Origin of the sequence: Pseudonocardia kujensis, assembly GCF_021283305.1 — a bacterium.
Lineage (GTDB): Bacteria > Actinomycetota > Actinomycetes > Mycobacteriales > Pseudonocardiaceae > Pseudonocardia > Pseudonocardia kujensis.
In genome coordinates, this window is the sequence record NZ_JAJSOK010000012.1 from 43,286 (window position 1) to 62,752 (window position 19,467).

19 protein-coding genes are annotated in these 19,467 nt (G+C 74.0%); 9 read left to right on the forward strand and 10 right to left on the reverse strand.

What is annotated here, in order from left to right; translation table 11 throughout:
• Positions 1–7: 7 nt before the first annotated feature.
• Complete coding sequence (locus LWC35_RS11220; RefSeq protein WP_232870000.1) at positions 8–1,012, reverse strand: alpha/beta fold hydrolase; 1,005 nt, start codon at positions 1,010–1,012, stop codon at positions 8–10.
• A gap of 100 nt (positions 1,013–1,112) precedes the next feature.
• On the opposite strand from LWC35_RS11220, the gene LWC35_RS11225 reads away from it, so the two are divergent.
• Positions 1,113–1,571, forward strand: a complete 459-nt coding sequence (locus tag LWC35_RS11225; protein WP_232870001.1) for an NUDIX hydrolase — start codon at positions 1,113–1,115, stop codon at positions 1,569–1,571.
• A gap of 1,647 nt (positions 1,572–3,218) precedes the next feature.
• Here the strand turns inward: LWC35_RS11225 and LWC35_RS11230 are convergent.
• Positions 3,219–4,022, reverse strand: a complete 804-nt coding sequence (locus LWC35_RS11230; protein WP_232870002.1) for a transglutaminase-like domain-containing protein — start codon at positions 4,020–4,022, stop codon at positions 3,219–3,221.
• Between the two features lie 76 nt (positions 4,023–4,098).
• On the opposite strand from LWC35_RS11230, the gene LWC35_RS11235 reads away from it, so the two are divergent.
• Positions 4,099–5,076, forward strand: a complete 978-nt coding sequence (locus LWC35_RS11235) for a pirin family protein (RefSeq protein ID WP_232870003.1) — start codon at positions 4,099–4,101, stop codon at positions 5,074–5,076.
• Positions 5,077–5,082: 6 nt separating this feature from the next.
• Here the strand turns inward: LWC35_RS11235 and LWC35_RS11240 are convergent, their stop codons facing one another.
• Complete coding sequence (locus tag LWC35_RS11240; RefSeq protein ID WP_232870004.1) at positions 5,083–5,295, reverse strand: helix-turn-helix domain-containing protein; 213 nt, start codon at positions 5,293–5,295, stop codon at positions 5,083–5,085.
• Positions 5,296–5,530: 235 nt separating this feature from the next.
• Here LWC35_RS11240 and LWC35_RS11245 point away from each other — a divergent pair, with 235 nt between their 5' ends.
• The 6 genes from LWC35_RS11245 to LWC35_RS11270 all read left to right on the forward strand — a co-directional run bounded on the left by LWC35_RS11245 (position 5,531) and on the right by LWC35_RS11270 (position 10,094).
• Entirely contained in the window at positions 5,531–6,208 is a 678-nt protein-coding gene (locus tag LWC35_RS11245; RefSeq protein ID WP_232870005.1) for a transglutaminase-like domain-containing protein, read from the forward strand.
• Positions 6,209–6,362: 154 nt separating this feature from the next.
• On the forward strand, positions 6,363–7,310 hold the full coding sequence (locus LWC35_RS11250; protein ID WP_308194522.1) for an MBL fold metallo-hydrolase: 948 nt from the start codon (positions 6,363–6,365) through the stop codon (positions 7,308–7,310).
• Between the two features lie 68 nt (positions 7,311–7,378).
• Positions 7,379–8,281 carry a hypothetical protein gene (locus LWC35_RS11255; RefSeq protein ID WP_232870006.1) on the forward strand — a complete coding sequence of 301 codons (903 nt, stop codon included), beginning with the start codon at positions 7,379–7,381 and terminating at the stop codon, positions 8,279–8,281.
• A 220-nt stretch (positions 8,282–8,501) separates the two neighbouring features.
• Positions 8,502–8,990, forward strand: a complete 489-nt coding sequence (locus LWC35_RS11260) for a DUF3145 domain-containing protein (protein WP_232870007.1) — start codon at positions 8,502–8,504, stop codon at positions 8,988–8,990.
• Positions 8,991–9,048: 58 nt separating this feature from the next.
• Positions 9,049–9,594 (forward strand): hypothetical protein, encoded by a 546-nt coding sequence (locus tag LWC35_RS11265; protein ID WP_232870008.1) that lies wholly within the window; start codon positions 9,049–9,051, stop codon positions 9,592–9,594.
• Between the two features lie 38 nt (positions 9,595–9,632).
• The gene (locus tag LWC35_RS11270; RefSeq protein WP_232870009.1) at positions 9,633–10,094 is read left to right on the forward strand and encodes a VOC family protein; all 462 of its coding nucleotides are present in this window, start codon (positions 9,633–9,635) and stop codon (positions 10,092–10,094) included.
• 24 nt (positions 10,095–10,118) lie between these two features.
• On the opposite strand, the gene LWC35_RS11275 is transcribed toward LWC35_RS11270, so the two are convergent.
• The 5 genes from LWC35_RS11275 to LWC35_RS11295 form a co-directional block, all read right to left on the reverse strand.
• Positions 10,119–11,357, reverse strand: coding sequence for a beta-ketoacyl-[acyl-carrier-protein] synthase family protein (locus LWC35_RS11275; protein WP_232870010.1), 1,239 nt, complete (start codon positions 11,355–11,357; stop codon positions 10,119–10,121).
• Positions 11,358–11,405: 48 nt separating this feature from the next.
• Positions 11,406–11,648: an acyl carrier protein gene (locus LWC35_RS11280; protein WP_037052399.1), complete on the reverse strand. Its 243-nt coding sequence runs from the start codon at positions 11,646–11,648 to the stop codon at positions 11,406–11,408.
• Positions 11,649–11,705: 57 nt separating this feature from the next.
• Positions 11,706–12,692: a beta-ketoacyl-ACP synthase III gene (locus LWC35_RS11285; RefSeq protein ID WP_232870011.1), complete on the reverse strand. Its 987-nt coding sequence runs from the start codon at positions 12,690–12,692 to the stop codon at positions 11,706–11,708.
• Positions 12,689–13,618 carry an ACP S-malonyltransferase gene (locus LWC35_RS11290; protein ID WP_232870012.1) on the reverse strand — a complete coding sequence of 310 codons (930 nt, stop codon included), beginning with the start codon at positions 13,616–13,618 and terminating at the stop codon, positions 12,689–12,691. Before LWC35_RS11290 ends, LWC35_RS11285 begins: the two co-directional genes overlap by 4 nt.
• Positions 13,619–13,769: 151 nt before the next feature.
• Positions 13,770–14,999: a PucR family transcriptional regulator gene (locus LWC35_RS11295; RefSeq protein WP_443690203.1), complete on the reverse strand. Its 1,230-nt coding sequence runs from the start codon at positions 14,997–14,999 to the stop codon at positions 13,770–13,772.
• Between the two features lie 53 nt (positions 15,000–15,052).
• Here LWC35_RS11295 and LWC35_RS11300 point away from each other — a divergent pair, with 53 nt between their 5' ends.
• Positions 15,053–15,832 carry a pirin family protein gene (locus LWC35_RS11300; RefSeq protein ID WP_232870014.1) on the forward strand — a complete coding sequence of 260 codons (780 nt, stop codon included), beginning with the start codon at positions 15,053–15,055 and terminating at the stop codon, positions 15,830–15,832.
• Positions 15,833–16,022: 190 nt separating this feature from the next.
• Here the strand turns inward: LWC35_RS11300 and LWC35_RS11305 are convergent, their stop codons facing one another.
• Positions 16,023–16,229, reverse strand: a complete 207-nt coding sequence (locus tag LWC35_RS11305) for a cold-shock protein (RefSeq protein WP_037052393.1) — start codon at positions 16,227–16,229, stop codon at positions 16,023–16,025.
• A 254-nt stretch (positions 16,230–16,483) separates the two neighbouring features.
• Positions 16,484–19,279, reverse strand: a complete 2,796-nt coding sequence (gene aceE / locus LWC35_RS11310; protein WP_269803948.1) for a pyruvate dehydrogenase (acetyl-transferring), homodimeric type — start codon at positions 19,277–19,279, stop codon at positions 16,484–16,486.
• Positions 19,280–19,467: the final 188 nt, after the last annotated feature.

Genomic DNA, 19,467 nt, shown 5'->3' on the forward strand with positions numbered 1-19,467 from the left:
TGAGCTTTCAGGTGGCGGATCGCTGGGCCGAGGGTTCGGCGGAGGCGACGGTGTCCGGGGTGGCGCGTAGGAGCTGGCGCCACTGCTCCGGGCTCCAACGCGCGGGTTCGGTGCCGGCGAGGAACTCCTCGAGCAGGCCGACGAACCGGCGCGGGTCGGTGTGGAACGGGAAGTGTCCGGCGTCGGGGAAGATCTCCAGTCGGCTGCCGGGCATGGCCTCGTGGGCGCGCCGCCCGTGCGCGACCGGCACGATCGCGTCGCGCGCGCCCCAGATCAGCAGCGTGGGCATGCCGCGGGTGAGGTAGCAGCGGTCGAGCATGGTCACGACCTGGCCGCGCCAGTCGACGACCGCGCGCAGGGTCCGGATGAACGCCGCGCGGGCGGTCGCGTCGGGCAGGGCGTCGATCACCCGCAGCATGTCGGGCGCGTCGGTTCCCAGCCCCGTGCCGAGTACCCGCAGGGCCTCGACGACCGCCCCCACCTGCCAGCGCATGGTCGGCAGCCGCAGCGCGTGGAGAGCGGCGGTCGCGCCGGGCAAGGTCATGGCCCGCAGCACCGGGTTGACCTCGGGTCCGGCGCCGCCGCTGCCGACCAGCACGAGCCGCTCGGTGCGGTCGGGGAACTGGTAGGCGAACTGCATCGCGACGCCGCCGCCGAGCGAGTGCCCGACGAGCGTCGCGCGGCGGATCCCGAGCACGCCGAGCAGGTCGCGGACGCCGTTGGCGTAGGCGGCGACCGAGTAGTCCGCCCGCGGCTTGTCCGAACGGCCGTGGCCGAGCAGGTCGGGCGCGATCACGAGATGACGCCGCGCCAGCGCCGGGACGACGGTCTCCCAGGTCGTCGAGCTGTCACCGATCCCGTGGATCAGCACGACGGCCGGACCCGACCCCGCGACGCGGAAGGCGCGCCGGTAGCCGTGGACGGTGCGGAAGCGCAGGTCGGCGTCGCGCGGCGGGACGGCCCCGAGGCGGCCACCGCTGGTGCGGAGGCCTGGGCGAGCCGTTCCGGCCATGGCGTCACCTCCCGCGAGCTCGCGTCGGTGCGTGACGCTAGGCGCGCGGCATTGCCACCGTGTTGCACCCGTGTGCCGCGTCCGGATCTACGGTGAGGTGGTGAGTCCGCGCTACCAGCTCGTGCCCGCCGCCTACGTCGTGCTGTGCCGTGAGCCGAACGAGATCCTGCTCCAGCTCCGGCAGAACACCGGGTTCCGCGACGGCTTCTGGGCGACGGCCGCGGCCGGGCACGTCGAGAAGGGCGAGTCGGTGCTGGAGGCGGCGGTGCGGGAGGCCCGGGAGGAGTTGGGCGTCGAGATCGCGCCTGTGGACCTCCAGCCGTTGACCGCGATGCACCGCACCGAGGCCACGGGTGACCCGATCGACGAGCGCGTCGACTTCTTCTTCACCTGCCGCCGGTGGACCGGCACGCCGCGGCTGGTCGAGCGCGCCAAGGCCGCTGACCTCCGCTGGTTCCCGCTCGACGCCCTACCCGATCCCGTCGTCGCCCACGAGCGCGAGGTGTTCGAGGCCCTCCGCGCCGGGGGACCGCCGACGATCACGACGCACGGGTTCTGACGGGTCCCACGCCTCCGCAGCGCCGCGGCCCGCTCGCCGACCCGGACCTCCAGAACCCGGGTGAGCTCGTCGAGCCCCGGCCGGCGGATCAGCGGCCCGGGCCCGCGGCGTGGTCGCCCCGCGCCGCACGAGGGCGACCGACTCGGTGATCCCGTGCACGCCCCAGGCGTCGAGGAGGCCGTCGTGTCCGATGGCCGCGACGAACCGCCGGGGGAGACCCGCGTGGCGTCGAGCTCCACGACGGGACGGCGGGCCGACGCGGTGAGCGCCGCGTACTCGGCCGCGCGCAGGGTGCAGCCGCGCAGGGCGAGCAGGCCGGATCCGGGGACGGGTTCGCGCCGGACGTCGGCCCGGCGCGGGTAGCGGCCTCTTGGTGACGACGTCGACGAGCGTCGGGCACAGCCGGCGCACCTGTTCGGGGTCGGTGATCTCGGGTCCGGTGAGCTCGCGGCCCGCGGCGGACACGGACAGGACGGCGTCGGCGCCCGCGACGAGCGGTAGTGCCGCGGGGGCACGGCCGTCCACACCGGACACACCGAGGGTGTCGACGAGCACGAGCCGGCCTCGTCGCCCTGCGGCGGCTGGCCGACTCCTGCCGGGAGGGCCGCCGTCGGCTCGTCGGGGCTGCCGGCACCGTCGTCGACATGGCCCTCTCGGCCTCCCGTGAACCGGTGCGGGTCACCGCCGCCGACGGTCGATGCCGCCGCACTCGACGCGGTGTCCGGTTCTCGCCACCATGCGGGAAACGGACGCGGAATCGTTCGACTTCGTCGTCGGCGACGCCGCTAGCCCACCGAGCGTTGTCGGAGGCGTTCGGCCGTCCGATCGTGGTGCCGTCGGAGCCCGGGCGCCGCGGCCGCCCGCGCGGCCCCCGGGATCGCGGCCCGGCGGGCCGAGTCGCTCCTCTCCCCGCAGCCGCTCTCTCCGCGCAGCCCCACTCTCCCCACGCCGCAGCTCCCGACTTGCGTGTCCCTTCGTCCCGACTCGCGGGGTCGGAGACCGGGTAGCTGTGGCCGGCGGCCGCCCGGTGGAACGGTTCCCGCGCGCCGGCACACGCACGAGGACGGCGGCCACCTCGGACGCAGGGACGACCGGGGGCGCACCGCCGGCCACGCCGTCCGATCGGGACGTTGGTCCCGGCGCGCGCCACCGCGGTCGTCGTCGCCCTCGGTGGTGGTCACGCCGTCGCCGGGCTCGGCGACGGCGGGAACGGCCCCGCTGCAGCCGCCCTCACTCCGAGCCACGGACCCCGCTGGAGAGCGCGGCCGACGGACGCGGTGCACGAACGGCGCAGGAGCGATCCGTGTAGGCCCTTCCGCATGCGCAACCATGGTCACGCATCGTGGAGTGGGACGGTCGATGAACGACCCCTCCGTCCAGACTCGACGATCATGCCACGGCGTGGCCTCGCAGACGGTGACCCCATACGACGGCCTCGTGCGCGCCCCGGACCTGGCGAACCCGGTCCGCCTCGGCCTCCACGACGCCGGTCTCGGCTCGCGCCGTTCATGATCATCGGTCGGCTGCGTCCGCGGTGGTCACGACGGCCGTAGCGGCGCCGCACCACCGACCACCCGGCTCCGCCGCGGGCACGATCGCCACCTCCGCGCATCCGCATCTCACCCCGCACCCCGGCGGGACCGGCCCTCACCCCAGCTCCAGCACCGCGGCGGGGTCCTCCTTCGGCAGCTCGTCGACCACCGCCATGACCTGCATCGACGTCAACGTGACGGCGCCGTGGTGCGTGGTGAGGAAGGCGGTGTCGGCGGCGTCGCGCCCGGTGTGGATCCGCAGCATCGACGCCCGCGGGGCGAGGCCGGTCGCGTCGACCACGACCCACCGCGACCCCGTCCACGCCTCGACGACCGCGTGGAAGTCCATCGGGAACAGGCCCGGGGCGTACACGGCGACGAGCCGCGCGGGAACGTCGAGTGCCCGCAGCAGCGCGACGACGAGATGGGCGTAGTCCCGGCAGACGCCCTCGCCGAGCAGGAGGGTGTCGACGGCGTCGTCCGTCGGCTTGCTCGAACCGCCCACGTAGGCGAGCCGCTCCCGCACCCACGCGGTCACGGCGGCGATCCGCGCCTCGGCGCCCTCGACCGTGCCGAACTCGCGGGTGGCGGTGGCCAGCAGCCGGTCCGACGGGCAGTACCGGCTCGGCCGCAACGCCAGCAGCCGGTCCATCTCCGGGGCCAGCGGCGGCACCAGCACCTCCCGCCGCCCCTCGACCTGCGCGACGTACTCCACCACCAGCTCGCCGGGCGCGCAGTCGAGCACGTGCGTGCGGCCGCCGTGGCCGGCGTCGAGCTCCCGCGGCGGGTCGAGGACGGTGTCGTCGAGCGTGAGGGTGAGGCGCTCGGAGGTCGCGCCGCCGGCGACGGCGATCTGCAACGCCATCAGCGCGGGCTCGGAGACGGTCAGCTGGAGCCGGGCGGTCACGTCGCGTCGCACCGCGGGAGTCTGTCAGGCCGGTGTGACGCGGGCATGTCGGTGCGTGCCCGTATCGTCACGTTCGGGGGGTGGTCGGATGAGCGACGTGACAGCCGATCCGCGGGTCACGGTGTGCGAGTCGCGGGCGACCGGCGGGCCGGTGAGCGAGCTGCTGGAGCCGCGCCGGGTGCAGCTGGGGGAGAGCACCGAGGTCCGCCGGCTGCTGCCCGGCCTGGGTCGGCGGATGGTCGGGGCGTGGTGCTTCGTCGACCACTACGGGCCGGACGAGATCGCGGCCGAGCCGGGCATGCAGGTCGCCCCGCACCCGCACATCGGCCTGCAGACGGTGAGCTGGTTGCTCGAGGGCGAGGTGCACCACCGGGACTCCCTGGGCAGCGACGTGCTGGTCCGGCCCGGCGAGCTCGGGCTGATGACGGCGGGTCGCGGCATCGCGCACTCCGAGCAGTCCCCGGACCCGCACTCCCCGTTCCTGCACGGTGCGCAGCTCTGGGTGGCGCTGCCGGGGGAGGAGCGCACGGTCGCGCCGCGCTTCGAGCACCATGCCGATCTGCCGCAGGTCACCACGCACGGCCTGCGCGCCACCGTCCTGCTCGGCGAGCTCGGTGGAGCGCGGTCCCCGGGCCGGGTGCACAGCCCGATCGTGGGGGTCGACGTCCGGCTGGCGGCCGGGGCGACCACCGCGCTGCCGTTGGAGCCGGACTTCGAGCACGCGGTGCTCACCGTGTCGGGCGCCCCCGAGGTCGACGGCCGCGTCCTGGGTCCCGGCACCCTGCTCTACCTGGGCACCGGTCGCCGGGAGGTCCCGTTGCGGGCCGAGCCGGAGAGCCGGTTCCTGCTGCTCGGGGGCGAGCCGTTCGCCGAGCAGCTGGTCATGTGGTGGAACTTCGTGGGGCGCAGCGGCGAGGAGGTCGCCGCGGCGCGGGCCCAGTGGCAGGCGGAGATCGTCGGGGGCGCCGACCACCGCTTCGGCGCCGTCCCCGGGTACGAGGGCCTGCCCCTCGCCGCGCCCGCGCTCCCGTCGACCCCGCTGAAGCCGCGGGGCCGCGAGCGCTGAGGCGGGTCAGCCCGCCTCGTACCGCGCCGCGGCGATGAGCTCCTCCACCGCGCCCTTCTGCACGCGGAAGGACCGGCCGAAGCGCACCGCGGGCAGCTCGCCGCTGTGCACGAGGCGGTAGACGGTCATCTTCGACACGCGCATCCGCTCCGCCACCTCGGCCACGGTGAGGAACGGAGCGCCGATCACGTCCGGGTGGTCCCGATCCTCTGTAGCCATGCCGTGCGCCCCTCCGCCCTGTCGGCGCCGGCCCACGTCCGGGCCTGCGCGCTCACCTGTGGTGTTCCTGTGCGGAACCCTAGACGACCCAGCGTCACCGTCCGGGTGGTTACGGGTGTCCCGAACGAGTGGAAACGGTCGATCCGGGCACTCGTCGTCACTGTTGATCGACGCAGCGTGCGCAGCGGCCGTCGTCACACGAGGCGACCGGGGTCGAGCGCCTACGCTGCGAGGGGTGAGCGCCAGTGTTGATGCCGCCCCGGACCCCGTCCTCGCCGAACACCTCGCGCCCGCGGGCTTCGTCGACTCCGACTCGCCCGAGGTCCGTGCCTTCGCCGCCCGGGCCGCGACGGATCCCGTCGAGGTCGCGGCGCGGCTGTTCGAGGCCGTCCGCGACGAGATCTGGTACGACCCGCACCACCTCTCCACCGATCCCGCCGACTACCGGGCGAGCGCGGTGGCCGTCGCGCCGAGCAGCTGGTGCGTGCCCAAGGCGGTCCTGCTGACGGCCGCGGCGCGGGCCTGCGGGATCCCGGCCCGGCTGGGGTTCGCCGACGTCCGCAACCACCTCACGACGCCGCGGCTGCGTGCGCGGATGGGCTCGGACGTCTTCGTCTTCCACGGCTACACGGACCTGCACGTCGAGGGCCGCTGGGTGAAGGCCACCCCGGCGTTCAACGCCGAGCTGTGCGCCCGCTTCGGCGTCTCGCCCATCCCGTTCGACGGCCGCACGGACGCGCTCATGCACGAGTTCTCCGGCGACGGCAGCCGCTACATGGAGTACGTGCACCACCGCGGCGTGTTCACCGACCTGCCGCTCGACCTCATCCTCACCACCTTCGACGAGTTCTACGGGCGGGGACGGATGACCGGTGGCGCGCAAGGTGCGGAACCCGACACCTTCGTCCGGTGAGAGATGAACGATCGTTCGACTAGTATTCGGCGGGTGGTAGCTCCGACCGTCACCGACGACGACCCGAGCCTCTCCGGCGGCGACTGGACCGAGTCCGGCGTGTTCCGCGTGGCGGAGGGCGTACCGGATCCCCCTCCCGCTCCCGAACGACGGCCTGCGCGCGGTCAACGTCCACGCCGTCGCCGACGAGCGCGGGGGCGACCCCGGCTGGACGCTCGTCGACGCCGGGTGGGCGCTCGAGGAGTCCCGCGAGCTGCTCGGGCAGGCCCTGCGGGCCCTGGGCTCGGACCTGCGCGAGGTGCGCCGGTTCCTGGTCACGCACTCGCACCGCGACCACTACACGCAGGCCGTCACCGTCCGGCGCGAGTTCGGCGCCGAGGTCCTGATCGGGGCCGGTGAGCGGGTCAACCTGGAACGGGTGATCGATCCCGACCACGCGGAGTCGCAGAACTCCGTGCCGCGGCTGCGCCGGGCCGGGGCGGCGGAGCTCGCCGCCGCGATGGAGCGCGCCGGCCGCGACCACGTCCGCGACATGAACGGCTGGCTCCTGCCGGACGGGTACCTCGAGGACCGGTCGAAGGTCGTCGTCGGGGAGTCCCGGACCCTCGAGGTGATCGAGACGCCCGGACACACCCGTGGGCACGTCGTGTTCGCCGACGAGGCGAACGACCTTCTCTTCGCCGGCGACCACGTCCTGCCGCGGATCACCCCGTCGATCGGCCTGGAGCCGGTGCCGACGGCCAGCCCGCTGTCGGCCTTCCTCGCGTCCCTGCAGCTCGTCCGGGAGCGTCCGGACGCGGCGCTGCTGCCGGCGCACGGACCGGTCGGACGGCGGGTGCACGAGCGCGTCGACGAGCTGCTGGCGCATCACGGAGCCCGGCTCGACGCCTCGCTCGCGGCCGTGCGCGAGGGCCGACACACCCCGTACCTGGTGGCGCAGGCGCTGCCGTGGACGCGGCGCAACCACGCGCTCGCCGACCTCGACCGGTGGAACGCGATGCTCGCGATCCTCGAGACCCAGCACCATCTCGAGGTGCTGGTGGAACGCGGTGCACTCACTCGGACGGAGCAGGAGGGCGTGCTGCACTACTCGCTCGCCTGAGCCGAAAGGGGTAGGACACGCCGGACCCGTTGGGCCACTCGGCGTAACTCACGTCGTACGCTCCGTGCATGCTCTCGATGCGGGGCGTGCTCGGCGGCCTGGTGACGACCTCGCTCGCCGCGAGCCTCGCCGTCGGCGCGGGCGCGGGGAGCGACACCGCCGCGCCGGTGGCCGGGCCCGTGCCGATCTGCGCCGAGGTGGGGCCGTACGTGCCGCCGCCGCCGGAGAGCGTCGGCACCCCGGCCGGCGTGCGGCTCTGCCCGGTCCGTGCCGCGCTCGTGATCCGGACGCCCGGCGCCGTGCTCGACGGGCTCGACCTCGTCGGCAGCGTGGTGGTCGCGGCGCCGGACGTGGTCGTCCGGCGCAGCCGCATCACCGGCGACGGCACCGGTGCGGCCGGGATCCGGACCCTCGACGGCGGCTCGGTGCGGATCGAGGACACCACGCTGACCGGTGCGTTCACCGACGCCGCCGTCGACGGGCCGGACTGGGTCGCCGAGCGCATCGAGATGACCGCGGTCCGCGCCGACGGCGCCCGGCTCGGCCCGGGTGCCACCCTGCGGAACAGCTGGCTGCACGATTTCGCCCCCCGGCCCGACCGCCCGGTCGACGCGATCGCCCTCGCCGCCCCGGAGGGCGACGTCCTGGTCGAGGCCAACCGGATCCGGCTCGGTACCGGGCCCGGTCTCGGCAGTGCCGTGCTGGTCGACCCCGCCGAGCCGGCGCGGCACGAGAGCGCCGGCGACCACGAGCGTCGGGTCGAGCGGGCGGGGCCGGTGGTCATCCGCGACAACGAGCTGGGCGGCGGCCGGTACACGCTGCGGCGCGACGCGGCCGCCGCGCCGCTCGCCGTCCTGCGCATCACGGGCAACCGCTTCCACCGCGACGCCGGAGCCGCGCCACTGCGGGTCCGAGGGGCCGCGGAGCTGCGGGACAACGTCTTCGTCGACGGGGGAGAGGTGCGGCGATGATCGCGGGGACTGCGAGGTCGCCCCTAGTCGATCGACACTCCCGGATGTGTGCGACACGCCGCAGCCACCGATCGGTGCTGGCAGACGCGAGCGGGATCGGGCAGAGTGATCACGCACAGTTCCATCCCGTCCGGGCCGAAGGACCCGGAACGCCGGCCGACGCCGACGACCGTGGACGTAGGGGAAGACGATCCACGTCTGTCAGAAGCGGAGGTCTGCAGTGAGCACACGCGGCGTGGTCCACGTCCACTCGTCGCCGACTGCGGTCTGCCCGCACGTCGAGTGGGCGGTGTCGGGCGTCCTCGGAACACGGGTGACGCTCCAGTGGAGCGCGCAGCCGGCCGTACCCGGTCAGCTGCGCGCGGAGTTCAGCTGGACGGGACCCGTGGGGAGCGGCGGCGCGCTCGCCGGTGCCCTCCGGGCGTGGCCGATGCTGCGCTTCGAGGTCACCGAGGAGCCCAGCACGGGCGTCGACGGCCAGCGGTTCTGCCACGTCCCGGGGCTGGGGTTGTGGACGGGCCGGATGAGCGCCAACGGCGACGTGCTCCTGGGCGAGGACCAGCTCCGCACGATCATCGCGGACGGGCCGGCGTCGATGCTCCCCGCACGGATCTCCGACGCCCTGGGTGAAGCCTGGGACGCCGAGCTCGAGGCCTGCCGTTTCGCCGGCGACGGCGCTCCGGTCACCTGGTTGCACCAGGTCGGCTGACCGTTCCGGCCGTCGTGTCTGCTCCGTCCGGAGCAGCGCACTGGGGCAGACTGTCCCCGTGCGGAATGCGGTGGCGGTCGCGACGGCGGGAGCGCTCGCGCTGGTAGTGGTCGCGGCGGCGGCCGCGGCCTGGCTGATCGGGGGACGGGCGTTCGAGGCGGGGGCGCCCACGGACGCACCCGAACCGGTCCCGGGGACGGGGGCCGGCCCCTCGAGCGTCGAGCTGAGCCTCGACGCCCTCGGTCATCCCCAGCACCTCGCCGTGCGCGAGCGGCTGCAGGCCTACTTCGACGCCGTCAACGCCCACGACCACGCCGCGTGGGCGCTCACCGTGACCCCCGAGCGGCTCGCCGCGCAGCCGGCGGAGACGTGGTTGGCGGGCGTGCGCAGCACGCAGGACGGCACCATTCGCGTGGACCGGATCGAGGACGCCCCGGACGGGGTGCGGGCGCTGGTGCGCTTCACGAGCACCCAGGACGTCGCCGACGCGCCGGCGGACCTGAGGGTGGGCCGGATCTGTTGGCGCAGCACGCTGCCGATGACGGGGGCCGGCCTCGCGATCGGGGCCGGCACCCCGGGCAGCACACTCTCCCAGCCCTGCTGACGACCGATTCTGTCGGTGGCGGCTGCCAAGGTGTACGCATGAGCCGCCACATCCAGGTGACCTTCGACGCGCACGACCCGCGCGCGCTCTCGTCGTTCTGGCGCGAGGTGCTGGGCTACGTCCATCCCGGCCCGCCCGGGATCGAGCTGCCGGAGGGCGCCGACCCGCTGGCGGCGTGGGAGGAGTTCCTCGCGCGGATCGGGGTGCCGGAGGACCAGCGCAACTCGAGATCGGCGATCGAGGACCCGGCCGGGCAGGGTCCGCGGCTGTTCTTCCAGCAGGTGCCGGAGGACAAGGCCGCCAAGAACCGCGTGCACCTCGACGTCCGGGCCGCTCCCGGTCTGCAGGGCGAGGAGCGAATGGCGGCGCTGGAGGCCGAGTGCGACCGGTTGGTCGCACTCGGCGCCACGCGACTGCGCCGCTCGGAGCCCGCGCCCCCGATGAGCGCGGGCTTCCTCGTGCTGGCCGATCCCGAGGGCAACGAGTTCTGCCTCGACTGAGGTAGCCGCCCGGAGCCCGCCCGTCTACTTCGTGAACAGGAGGCTGGCGTTGTGTCCGCCGAACCCGAAGGAGTTGTTGACCGCCGCGGTGAGCTCCATCTTCCGCGGCTCGCCCGCCACGACGTCGAGGTCCACCTTCGGGTCCTTGTCCTCCAGGTTCAGCGTGGCCGGGATGATCCCGTCCCGCACCGAGAGCAGGGCGATCAGGCCCTCGACCGCGCCGGCCCCGCCGACCAGGTGCCCCATGGACGCCTTCGGTGCGGTGAGCACCGGGTGGTCGCCGAGCGCCTTCTTGATCGCGTTCGCCTCGCCCACGTCGCCGACCACGGTGGAGGTCGCGTGGCAGTTCACGTGCCCGACGTCCGAGGGCTCCAGGCCCGCGGTCCGCACCGCGTTGAGCATCGCCCGGCCCTGCCCGCCGCCCTCGGGGTCCGGCCCCGTGATGTGGTAGGCGTCCGAGGTCAGGCCGATGCCGGCCAGGGTGCCGTGGACCGTGGCACCCCGGGCCTCGGCGAACTCGCGCCGCTCGAGGACCAGCACGCCCGCGCCCTCGCCGAGCACGAACCCGTCCCGGCCGGTGTCGAAGGGCCGGGACGCCTCCTGCGGTGCGTCGTTGCGCTGCGAGAGGGTGCGCGCCTGGACGAACCCGGCCACGGTGATCGGCGCGATGCAGGCCTCCGCACCGCCCGCCACCACGACGTCGACCTCGCCCGCCTTGAGCAGTCGCCACGCCCACGCCATCGCCTCGGCGCCGGTCGCGCAGGCGGACGCGGGCGAGTGGACCCCGCCCTTCGCGCCGATCTCCAGCGAGATCAGCGCGGCGGGCCCGTTCGGCATCAGCATCGGCACGACCAGCGGCGAGACCTTGCGCAGGCCGTCGGACTCCAGCAGGTCGTCCTGGTCCAGCAGGGTGGTCACGCCACCGATGCCGGTGCCGACGATCACCGCCAACCGGGTCGGGTCGACCTTCGGGTCCTCGCCCTTCTCGACGGCGAGGCCCGCGTGCGCCCACGCCTCCCGCGCCGCCACCATCGCGACCTGCTCGGCGCGGTCCATCCGGCGGGCCTGCACACGCGGCAGGACCTCGGTGGGTTCCACGGCGAGCTGCGCGGAGATCTTCACGGGCAGGTCGTGCTTCTCCACCCACTCACCGGTGGTGTGCCCCACGCCGGACTTGCCGGCGAGCAGGGCGTCCCAGGTGGAGGCGGCGTCCCCGCCGAGCGGGGTCGTCGCGCCGTAGCCGGTGACGACGACGTCGGTCATGGAAGGCCTTTCTGGCGAGCGGGCGGTGCGGCGGGAGGACCGCCGGGCTTACTGGTTCTTCTCGATGTACGAGACGGCGTCGCCGACGGTCTTGAGCTCGGCGAGCTGGTCGTCCGGGATCTTCACGCCGAACTTGTCCTCCGCCTGCACGGCGATCTCGACCATGGACAGCGAGTCGATGTCGAGGTCGTCGACGAAGGACTTCTCGGCGGTCACCTCGGCGGTGTCGATGCCGGCGACCTCCTCGACGATCTCGGCGAGGCCGGACAGGATCTCGGCGGTGTCAGCCACGGGCGTGCTCCTCATTCTGTGGGGTGGAACTCGGGTGGATCTCGGTCAGGGGACAGCTCACGGGACGCGCACGACCTGGCCGGCGTACGACAGTCCCGCGCCGAAGCCTACGAGGAGGGCGATCTCGCCGGAACGGATCCTCCCCGCGGCGCGCATGTGGTCGAGCGCCATCGGGATCGACGCGGACGAGGTGTTGCCCGAGTGGACGATGTCGTCGGCCACGCGCATGTCCTCGCGGGCGCCCTCCTTGCGGAGCTTCTTGGCCACCGCCTCGACGATCCGCAAGTTCGCCTGGTGGGGCACCAGCACGTCGATGTCGGCGGGGGTCAGACCGGCCTTGGCGATCGCGTCGAGCGCCACCGGGGCGATCCGGGTGGTGGCCCACCGGAAGACCGTCTGGCCCTCCTGGTGCAGCTTGTTCGTGCTCTCCTCGAGGATCCGGATCACGGTGGCCATGTCGCCGGCGGAGCCCCACGACACCGGGCCCACGCCGATCTCGTCCTCGTCGCGTGCGCCGGTGACCACGGCCGCGCCGGCTGCGTCGGCGAAGATGATGCAGGTCGAGCGGTCGTCCCAGTCGACCCAGTCGGAGAGCTTCTCCGCGCCGATCACCAGGACGTTGCGTGCCGAGCCGGCCCGGATCAGGTCGGCGGCGGCGGCCAGGCCGTAGCAGAACCCGGCGCAGGCGGCGTTGAGGTCGAAGGCGGCGGGCGCGCTGATCCCGATCCGCTCCGCGGTCTGCGCCGCGGCGTTGGGGATCGGCGCTGTCATCGTGCAGGTGGCCACGATGACCGTGTCGATGTCGGCGGTGGTCAGGCCGGAGTCCTTCAGCGCCCGCGAGCCGGCCTCCACGGCCATGTCGACCAGCGACTCGTCCTGGGCCACACGGCGCTCCACGATGCCCACGCGGTCGCGGATCCACTGGTCGTCGGTCTCCACGCGCCGGGCGAGGTCGTCGTTGGTCACGACGTGCTCGGGCTGGGAGCTGCCGAGCCCGACGATGCGCGCCCCCGGGACGGACGGCGGGAGCCGGAACGTCGTCATGCGTGCTCCTCGATGAGCGCGACGGCCTTGTCCAGGTCGTCGGGGGTCTTCAGCGCCAGGGTCTTGACGCCCTTGAGGTCACGGCGGACCAACCCCACCAGGGTGCCCGCCGGTGGCAGTTCCAACACCGCCGTCACGCCCAGTTCGCCGAGCGTCGCCATGCAGGAGTCCCAGCGGACCGGCCGGGTAACCTGCGCGACGAGCAGGTCGAGGGCGGCGGCGCCGCCCTTGACCACCGAGCCGTCGGAGTTGGTCAGCAGCGGGCGCGCCGGGTCCCCGGGGCTGAGCTCGGCCGCGGCGGCGCGCACGGCGTCCTCGGCCGGGGCCATGAAACGGGTGTGGAACGCACCGGCGACCGGCAGCACCGCGGCGCGGCGGGCGCCCTCCGGTGGCTCCTTCTCCAGCGCCTCGATCGCGGCCTGCGGGCCGGCGGCCACGATCTGCCCGGCGCCGTTGCGGTTCGCGGGGTCCAGGCCCAGGGCCTCGAGCCGCGCCAGCACCACGGATTCCTCGCCGCCGAGGACGGCGGCCATGCCCGTCGGCTCCAACGCGCAGGCGTCGGCCATGGCGCGGCCCCGGATCGCGGCCAGGCGCACGGCCTCGTCGGAGGTGAGCACGCCGGCGATCGCGGCGGCGGCGAGCTCGCCGACCGAGTGGCCCGCAGTGGGCGCGGAGGCGGGGAGGGAGGTGGGGACCGCATCGGCGAGCCGGGCGGCGGCGAGCAGCGCGTTCACGACGACCAGCGGCTGGGTCACCGCGGTGTCCTTGATCTCGTCGGCGTCGGCGGTGGTGCCGAGGCGGGCGAGGTCGAGTCCGGTGGCCTCGGACCAGGCGGCCACCGTCTCCGCGGCCGCGGGGTCCTCCAGCCAGGGCGCGAGCATGCCGGGGGACTGCGACCCCTGACCGGGCGCGAGCAAGGCGATCACAGCGCTACAGCCAACACTGCGCCGCCCGGGAACGGAACACCGGCACCCACCACGTTGACCGCCGCGATTTGTGGGGTTCCTCCAATGCGCGGCACGCTACCCGCCGGTCACCTCCGTGCGCGTCCGACGCGGTGTGGAGGGTCCGGCCAGGTCAGGGCATGATCGCGGGCGCGGGGACGTCCGCGAGCCGGCCCGCCAGCAGGGCGGTGCGGAGCACCAGGGCGTCCCGCGGGTCCGCGGGGGCGCGTCCGGTGAGTTCACTCACGCGCCGGAGCCGGTACCGGACCGTGTTGGGGTGCACGAACAGCGCGCGGGCGCACGCCTCGAGGGCGCCGCCACCCTCCAGATAGGCCGCGAGCGTGCGCAGGAGCTCCCCGCCGGCCGCCTCGAGCGGCGTCACGACGGACTCGACGAGCAGCCGCAGCGCCGCCGGGTCCCCGGACACCGCGCGCTCGGGGAGGAGGTCGTCGGCGTCGACGGGCCGGGGCGCGGCGGGCCAGCCGGGGGCGGCGCGCAGCCCGGCGAGGGCGTCGCGGGCGGAGACGTGCGCCGCCGCGAGGTTCGGCGCCCGCGGCCCGACGACGACCGGCCCCGGCCCGAAGTCCGCCACCAGCGAGGCGATCGGGTGGGCGCCGCCGCGCGGCCGGTCGTCGGGCGCGATGCGGCCGCGCGGCTCGGTGAGCAGCAGGACCAACCGGCTGCCCTGCACCCCGACCAGCACGGAGCGCCCCAGGCGGGTGGCGTGCCGGCGGATCCCGGACAGGCTCTCGGCCGGGTCGCCGCCGTCGGCGGCGGGTGGGCTGCCCACCAGCACGCGGACCGCCGCGGCCGGGTCCCAGCCGAGCGCGGCCGCCCGCGAGACCAGGGCGTCGTCGGCGTCGCCGCGGACCACGCCGTCGACGACGAGCGCCTCCTGCCGCGCGTCCCACGCCCCACGGGTCTCCGCGGCGTTGGCGTAGACGGTGGCGGCGGCGAAGGCGATCTCGCGGCCGAAACGGAGCACGGCCTCGACGAGGATCCGGTACTCGGTCTCGTCGGCGGCCAGCGGCGGCAGCCGCTCCTCGAACACGTCGGTGGCGATCCGCACCAGATCGACGGTCTGGCGCAGCGAGAGCCGCCGGGCGAGGTCGCGCGGGGCGATCCGGAAGGCCTCGGCGGTGAGCCGGATCGTCTCGTCCGGCTCGCCGAGCCAGGCGACGAAGTTGCTGACCCCGGTCTGCGTGACGAGCAGGACGCCGGCGCGCTGGTCGGCCGGCAGGCGGGCGAACCACGGCTGGCCGTCCTCCATCGCGGACAGACAGGCCGCGGCGAGGTCGCCCGTGGCGAGCTCGAGGCGGCGCAGGGTGGCCGCGGAGACCGCCCGCACGTCGGACAGGGTCACATGGGGAAGCATGGCACGCCGGCGCGGGTCGGACGCGCCGGGAGGAGGACCCCGTGAGCAGCGGCGTGACCGGTGGGGACGGGCGGGTGGAGCTGCGCCGCGGCGCGGACCGGGCGCGGACGGTGCACGCGGGCTGCGAGGCCCGGCACGGCTTCTCCTTCGGCGCCCACTACGACCCCGCGAACACGTTCTTCGGGGCCCTGCTGGCCCACAACGACGAGCGGGTCGCGCCGGGCGCCGGCTACGACACCCACGCGCACGACGAGGTCGACCTGGTGACCTGGGTGGTGGCCGGCGAGCTCGCGCACACGGACTCGCTGGGGAACGAGGTCCGGGTACGCCCGGGGACGGTGCAGGTGCTCTCCACGGGCACCGGCGTGGAGCACGCCGAGCGGTGCGGCGGCCCCGGCCCGGTGCGGTTCGTGCAGGCCTGGCTCGTCCCGGACGGGCCGCTGCGCGCGCCGGCGCTCACCCGCCGGGACGTGGGGGACGAGCTGGCGGCGGGCCGACCGTTCCTCGTGGCGTCCGGCCGGCCCGGCGACGGCCCGCTGCCGCTCCCGTTGCGCCGCGCCGACGGCGAGCTGTACGCCGCCCGGCTCCCCGCCGGCGCGGCCTGGTCGCTCCCCGAGGCTCCCTACCTGCACGTCTTCCTGGTGGCGGGCAGCACGGACACCCCCGCCGGAGAGCTGGGCGAGGGTGACGAGCTGCGGGTGACCGCGCCGCCGGCCGGCTCCGCGAGCGCGGCGTCCGCGGGCAGCACGACGCTCACCGCGGGCCCGGAGGGCGCCGAGGTGCTGGTCTGGTCGATGGGGAGCGACCTGCGACCGGGATGAGCTCAGGACCGACCGGCCCCGGACGTCGACGACCGGGGTGACCGTAGGAGGTCACCCCGGCCTCGACGACGTACGGATCGTTCGCTGACACGTGCCGTGCGGGGCTCGCGCCGAGACGGGCGAGGAAAGCGGAACGGATTGTGCGCCGGTTGGTGGGTGGCGCCCCGACCGGACGGACGGGACGGGTGGATCAGCCGATCGGCGTCACCTGCGTGGCCTGCGGCCCCTTCTGGCCCTGCTCGATGTCGAAGGACACGCGCTGTCCCTCGTCGAGGCTCTTGTAGCCGTTGACCTGGATCGCGGAGTAGTGCACGAACACGTCCGCGCCACCACCGTCGGGAGCGAGGAAGCCGTAGCCCTTCTCGCTGTTGAACCACTTGACGGTGCCCTCTGCCATTCTTGCTCTCCTCGTACGTGCTCGAGGCTCTCGCCCCGGGAAACGCCGGCCGGCCGCTACTGTCCGCGCCCTGGTCGGGACCCCGATCCACCATCGGAGGGTCGGCGTCGGGCGGAGCCTAGCGTGATTCTCGTCGCTTGCCGAGGGGTCGTGAGCTGTGTATTCGTCCCGGAACGGGACCGAAACACGGCAACGGGCACCTGATCGTCCGGAGGGGGCCGTCCGGGCGAGGTGCCCGCGGCCCCCTCCACCGATCAGGCGACGCCGGAGTCCGACGTCTGCGGGCCGGCGGCCTGCGGGTCGTCGATCCGGTACTTCGCGGCGGCCTCGCCGGGTGCACCCTTCTCGACCTCGCCCCGCGCGGCCAGTGACTGCAGCGCCCCGACCACGATGGACTCGGCGTCGACCGCGAAGTGCCGGCGCGCCGCGGGCCGGGTGTCGGAGAGACCGAAGCCGTCCGTGCCGAGGACGACGAACGGCGCCGGCACCCACTGCCGGATCTGGTCCGGGACCGCCCGCATCCAGTCCGAGGACGCGATCACCGGCGTGTCCGTGCCGCCCAGTGCCCGGGTCACGTACGGGACCCGCGGCTCGGCGTCGGGGTGGAGGAGGTTGTGGTGCTCGGCCTCGACGCCGTCGCGGCGCAGCTCGCCCCACGACGTCACCGACCACACCTCGGCGCCGACACCCCACTGCTCGGCCAGCAGCTCGCGCGCCCGGATCGCCCACGGCAGTGCGACGCCCGAGGAGATCAGCCGGACCTGCGGCCCGTCCTCGGAGTTCGTGCCCAGGTAGCGGTAGATGCCCTTGAGCACGCCCTCGGTGTCGAGGCCCTCCGGCTCGGCCGGCTGCGGGTACGGCTCGTTGTAGACCGTCAGGTAGTAGATGACGTTCTCCGGGTCGTCGCCGACCATGCGGCGCAGCCCGTCCTTGACGATGTGGGCGATCTCGAAGCCGAACGCCGGGTCGTACGACACGATCGCCGGGTTCGTCGCCGCCAGCAGCAGCGAGTGCCCGTCGTTGTGCTGCAGGCCCTCGCCGGTCAGCGTGGTGCGGCCCGCCGTGGCGCCGACGAGGAAGCCGCGCGCCATCTGGTCCGACGCCGCCCAGATCGAGTCGCCGGTCCGCTGGAACCCGAACATCGAGTAGAAGACGTAGACCGGGATCATCGGCTCGTCGTGGGTGGCGTACGAGGTGCCCGCCGCGGTGAACGACCCGACCGACCCGGCCTCGTTGATGCCCTCGTGCAGCAGCTGGCCCTGCTCGGACTCCTTGTAGGCCAGCATCAGCGACGCGTCGACGGACGTGTAGTGCTGCCCGTGCGGGTTGTAGATCTTCTGCGTCGGGAACATGGAGTCCATGCCGAACGTGCGGGCCTCGTCCGGGATGATCGGCACGAAGCGGCCGCCGATCTCCTTGTCCTTCACCAGCTCGCGCAGCAGTCGGACGAACGCCATCGTGGTGGCGACCTCCTGCTTGCCGGAGCCCTTCCGGACCGCCTCGTAGACCTTGTCGCCCGGCAGCACGAGCGGCTTCGAGGTGGTGCGCCGCGAGGGCAGCGCCCCGCCGAGCAGGCGGCGACGCTCCTTCATGTACTGGATCTCCGGCGAGTCGTCGCCCGGGTGGTAGTACGGCGGCAGGTACGGGTCCTGCTCGAGCTGGGCGTCGGAGATCGGGATGCGCTGCTCGTCCCGGAACTGCTTGAGGTCGTCCAGGGAGAGCTTCTTCATCTGGTGGGTCGCGTTGCGGCCGGCGAAGTGCGAGCCCAGGCCGTAGCCCTTGATCGTCTTCGCCAGGATCACGGTCGGCTGGCCGTGGTGCTCGGTCGCGGCCTTGTACGCCGCGTGGACCTTGCGGTAGTCGTGGCCGCCGCGCTTGAGGCCCCAGATCTGGTCGTCCGTGAGCGGCTCGACCATGGCCTTGGTGCGCGGGTCCCGGCCGAAGAAGTGGTCGCGGACGTACGCCCCGTCGTTGGCCTTGTAGGTCTGGTAGTCGCCGTCGGGGGTGACGTTCATCAGGTTGATCAGGGCGCCGTCGCGGTCCTGGTGGAGCAGGGCGTCCCACTCGCGGCCCCAGATGACCTTGATGACGTTCCAGCCGGCGCCGCGGAAGAAGGACTCCAGCTCCTGGATGATCTTTCCGTTGCCGCGCACCGGGCCGTCGAGCCGCTGCAGGTTGCAGTTGATGACGAAGGTCAGGTTGTCGAGCTGGTCGGTCGCGGCCACCTGGAGCAGGCCGCGCGACTCGGGCTCGTCCATCTCGCCGTCGCCGAGGAAGGCCCAGACGTGCTGCTGGGTGGTGTCCTTGATGCCGCGGTCGTTGAGGTAGCGGTTGAACCGCGCCTGCATGATCGCGTTCATCGGGCCGATGCCCATGGAGACCGTGGGGAACTCCCAGAAGTCCGGCATCAGCCGCGGGTGCGGGTAGCTCGGCAGCCCGTGGCCGGGCCCGCCGTGGCTGACCTCCTGGCGGAAGCCGTCGAGGCGGTCCTCGGTCAGCCGGCCCTCGAGGTACGCGCGGGCGTAGATGCCGGGGGAGGCGTGGCCCTGGATGTAGACCTGGTCGCCGCCACCGGGGTGGTCCTTGCCACGGAAGAAGTGGTTGAAGCCGACCTCGTAGAGCGTGGCCGACGACGCATAGGACGAGATGTGCCCCCCGACGCCGATCCCCGGCCGCTGCGCGCGGTGCACCGTCATCGCCGCGTTCCACCGGATCCAGCGGCGGTAGGCGCGCTCGGCGTCCTCGTCGCCCGGGAACCACGGCTCGCGATCGGTGGGGATGGTGTTGACGTAGTCCGTGCTGGTCAGCGCCGGGACGCCGACGTGGCGCTCACGGGCGCGCTGGAGCAGCCTGAGCATCAGGTAGCGGGCGCGCTGCTGGCCCGCGTTGTCCAGCGCGGCGTCGAACGAGTCCAGCCACTCGGCGGTCTCCTCGGGATCGATGTCCGGGAGGTGGGCCGCGAGGCCGTCACGGATGACGTGGACGCGCCGCGGGCCGTCGCTGCCGTCGCGGGCCGGGTTGTCGCCGCCGGTGGTGCTCTGGCCGGTCAAGGGGTCTCCCTGGGTGGCTCGTACAGGTGTTCGTGCAGTGTGTCGCGTTCCCCGGGGTCGTGCCGTGCGGTGCCCCCGAGCGGTGCCCCCTATCGTGCCCCTCGCCGCATGATCACGGAACGGCGGTTGCGCGGGGCCGCATGGTCGTGTTCGGATTCCGCATCCGAACCGACTCTCGGTGGCCGCAT

Bases quoted from the DNA above. Each gene is read 5' to 3' on its own strand.
- LWC35_RS11220 (WP_232870000.1), bottom strand. From the start codon at position 1,012: ATGGCCGGAACGGCTCGCCCAGGCCTCCGCACCAGCGGTGGCCGCCTC.
- LWC35_RS11235 (WP_232870003.1), top strand. From the start codon at position 4,099: ATGAGCGACGTGACAGCCGATCCGCGGGTCACGGTGTGCGAGTCGCGG.
- LWC35_RS11240 (WP_232870004.1), bottom strand. From the start codon at position 5,295: ATGGCTACAGAGGATCGGGACCACCCGGACGTGATCGGCGCTCCGTTC.
- LWC35_RS11255 (WP_232870006.1), top strand. From the start codon at position 7,379: ATGCTCTCGATGCGGGGCGTGCTCGGCGGCCTGGTGACGACCTCGCTC.
- LWC35_RS11270 (WP_232870009.1), top strand. From the start codon at position 9,633: ATGAGCCGCCACATCCAGGTGACCTTCGACGCGCACGACCCGCGCGCG.
- LWC35_RS11275 (WP_232870010.1), bottom strand. From the start codon at position 11,357: ATGACCGACGTCGTCGTCACCGGCTACGGCGCGACGACCCCGCTCGGC.
- LWC35_RS11285 (WP_232870011.1), bottom strand. From the start codon at position 12,692: ATGACGACGTTCCGGCTCCCGCCGTCCGTCCCGGGGGCGCGCATCGTC.
- LWC35_RS11305 (WP_037052393.1), bottom strand. From the start codon at position 16,229: ATGGCAGAGGGCACCGTCAAGTGGTTCAACAGCGAGAAGGGCTACGGC.